Here is a 3,715-nt window from a genome sequence, read left to right on the forward strand (position 1 = left end):
GCACACCGCACCCCGTACGACATCGGTGGCGCTCGCGGAATCCGACGCCGACTCGCCGATCAGAGCAGCCACTGCGCTCATGTCGGAGCCAAGAACCACGGCGCGGTTCTCGAACGCGGTCCGGGTGGCGGCCAGCGACCACGCCGCATCCACGGGTCGTACGGTCTGCCCCGCCGACTTCGCGAAGGCGGCCAGCCGGCCCGCCTGCCCGGCCAGACCCTCCTGGCCGCGGCCCGACAGCACCCACGGCACCACACCACCGGCTGCGAAGACGGGATCCGGCTCGTCACGCTCCTCAGGCTCCGGGACACCCGGCGCCTCCTCCAGCACCACATGGGCGTTGGTGCCGCTGATGCCGAACGACGACACACCGGCCCGGCGCGGACGGCCCTTCGTGTCCGGCCAGCCGACCGCGTCGGTCACCAGCGACACGGCACCCGCCGACCAGTCGACGTGGGAGGAGGGCGCGTCCACGTGCAGGGTGCCGGGAACGAGTCCGTGACGCATCGCGAGCACCATCTTCATGACGCCCGCCATGCCGGAGGCGGTCTGCGTGTGCCCGATGTTGGACTTCACGGAGCCGATCAGCAGGGGCCGGTCCTGCGGCCGGTCCTGGCCGTAGGTGGCGAGCAGGGCCTGCGCCTCGATGGGGTCGCCCAGCCGGGTGCCGGTGCCGTGGGCCTCGACGACATCCACCTCGGCGGCGGTGATCCGCGCGTCGGTGAGGGCCGCGCGGATGACGCGCTGCTGCGAGGGCCCGTTGGGAGCGGTGAGGCCGTTGCTCGCGCCGTCCTGGTTGATCGCCGTACCGCGTACGACCGCCAGCACGGGGTGGCCGTTGCGGTGGGCGTCGGACAGGCGTTCCAGCAGGACCACGCCGACGCCTTCGGCGAGGGAGAACCCGTCGGCGGCTTCGGCGAAGGGCTTGCAGCGTCCGTCGGGCGCGAGGCCCCGCTGCCGGCTGAACCCGACGAACGGCGCCGGATCGGCCATGACCATCGCGGCTCCCGCGAGGGCCATCGAGCACTCGCCGGACCGCAGGGAGCCCACCGCCAGGTGCAGCGCGACCAGCGAGGACGAGCAGGCGGTGTCGACGGTCACCGCCGGGCCTTCCAGTCCGAGGACGTAGGAGACACGGCCGGAGGCGACCGCGGTGGAGGCACCGGTGACGAGGTAGCCCTCGGTGCCGTCGGTGCTGCGGCTGAGGAGCGTTCCGTAGTTCTGGTCGGTGAGGCCGGTGAAGACACCGGTGCGGCTGCCCCGGAGGCTTCTCGGGTCGATGCCGGCGCGCTCCAGTGCCTCCCAGGACGTCTCCAGGAGCAGGCGTTGCTGGGGGTCCATCGCCTCGGCCTCGCGTGGCGAGATGCCGAAGAAGGCCGCGTCGAAGTGCCCGGCGTCGTGCAGGAATCCGCCGTGCCGGACGTAGCTGGTGCCGGGGCGTGCCGGGTCGGGGTCGTAGAGCCGGCTCGTGTCCCAGCCGCGGTCGGCGGGGAAGCCGGTGATGACGTCCTCGCCGGCCGTGACGACACGCCAGAGGTCGTCGGGCGATCCGATGCCGCCCGGGTAGCGGCAGGCCATCGCGACGACGGCGATGGGGTCGTCGTCGGTGGCGCCCTCGCGCGGGACGGAGCGGGCCGGTTCGAGGGCGGCGGCTTCGGGCGGGGTCTTGCCCCCGGCCAGGGCCAGGTGGCGCAAGTGTCGGGCGAGCGCGAGCGGCGTGGGGTGGTCGAAGACGACCGTCGTGGTGATCTTCAGGCCGGTGCGGGCGGTGAGGCGGTTGCGCAGTTCGACGGCGCTCACCGAGTCGAAACCGAGTTCCTTGAAGGCGTACGCCGCGTCGACGGCGTCCGCCGAGGAGTGGCCGAGCACGGCGGCGGCCTCGGCGCGCACGAGGTCCTGGACGAAGCGGTCGCGGTCGGCGGCGGGCAGGGTGCGCAGCCGCTCGGCGAGCGTCGAGGCACCCGTGCGGTGACCGTCGCCGTGGCCGGCCGACTCGTGGGACCCGCCGCGGCCGGGGCGGGCGGTATCCGCGGGGACCTTGGGCTTGAGGTGCGCGATGAGCGGGGCGGAGCGGGCGACGGTGAAGACGGAGACGAACCGGTTCCAGTCGACGTCCGCGACGGCCACCACGGTGTCGTCGTGGTCCAGTGCCTGCTGGAGTGCCACCATCGCGGGCTCGGGGGCGATGACGGGGATGCCGCGGCGTCGCAGCGGGTCGCGCATCTCCTCGCTGATCATGCCGCCGCCGTCCCAGGGACCCCACGCCACGGAGAGGGCGGGCAGCCCGCGGGTCCGGCGTGCGTTCTCGGCGAGCGCGTCCAGGGTGGCGTTGGCGGCGGCGTATGCCGCGTGGTCGGCGACACCCCAGATGCCGGAGATGGAGGAGAAGCAGATCAGCGTGTCGGTCTCGGCGGGGTCCAGGACCTCGGTGAGGTTCCGGGCGCCGGCCACCTTGCCGGCGGTGACCTCGGCGAACTGCGCGAGACCGAGGTCGTCGAGCGCGCCGAGGACGCCGACACCGGCGGCGTGCACCACCGTGCGGACGGTACGGCCCTGGGCGCGCAGGGAGTTCAGCAGTTCCTCGAGCGCCGCGCGGTCGGCCACATCGCAGGCGGCGACGGTCAACCTGGTGCCGTGCGGGGCGACTTCGGCCTCCAACTCCGCCAGGGCCGCGGCGTCGGTGGCGCCACGACGTCCGACCAGCACCACGTCCTCGACACCGCTCCGGGCCAGCCAGCGGGCGACGTGCGCACCGAGGGCACCGGTCCCGCCGGTCACGAGCGCGGTGCCGGTGGGGGTCCGGCGGCGGGGAGCGGCGTGGGCGCCGGAGCCGTCGGTGGCGGACCCGGCGATGGCGGAGCGCTCGGAGCGGGGCCGCTCGGACAGGGGGGCCGGCATCAGACGCCGGAGGAACGTGGTGCCGCCGCGCAGGGCGACCTGGTCCTCCAGGACGTCACCGCTCGCCGCCAGTACGGCGCAGAGGGCGGCGGCGTCCCGGCTGTCGAGCCGCTCGGGCAGGTCCACCAAACCGCCCCAGCGCTCGGGGAACTCCAGCGCCGCGACCCGGCCCAGGCCCCAGACGGCCGCCTGCTCCGGGCGGGTGACCGTCTCCTGGTCCCCGACGGCCACGGCGCCCTGAGTGGCACACCACAGCGGTGCGCTCGCACCGGCCCGGCCGAGAGCCTGGAGAAGCGACACGGTGAGCGCGGCCCCGGTGGACAGCACGGGGTGCTGGGGCAGCGGGCTCTCGTCCAGCCCGGTCAGCGCCAGCACCCCGGCGAGCGGCGCGTCCAGACCGGCCAGCGCCTCGTCGAGCGCGGACCCGAGAACGGCGGCCTCGGCGTGGCGGGAGGCGAGGGTCAGCCTGCGTGTCCGGGCGCCGTGGCGGGCGAGGGCGTCGGCGACGGCACCGGCGCACTCTGCACCGGCCCCCTCGGGCACCACCAGCAGCCACTCGCCGTCCAGCACGGCCGGCCCGGACTTCCGCCCCACCGGCTTCCACACCACCTTGTACCGCCAGCCCTCCACCGCCGACCGGACCGCCTCGCCCCGGCGCCAGTTCGACAGAGCGGGCAGAACCTCGGCAAGGGGCTCACTGTCCGCCAACCGCAGAGCGCCGGCGAGAGATTCGAGGTCCTCCCGCTCGACGGCCTCCCAGAAACGCGCCTCCACGCTGTCCGCGCCCGAGCCGGACACGGCGGCGGGCCCCGTCTTC

Annotated in this window: 1 protein-coding gene; it reads right to left on the reverse strand. The window is 74.7% G+C overall.

The genetic code is table 11. From position 1 onward, the window contains the following. Nucleotides 1–3,715 (reverse strand): SDR family NAD(P)-dependent oxidoreductase (locus AC5WS8_RS38940; protein WP_496108204.1); only part of this gene is annotated, 3,715 nt, incomplete at both ends.

The sequence above is a fragment of the Streptomyces sp. PTL18 genome (assembly GCF_059510295.1).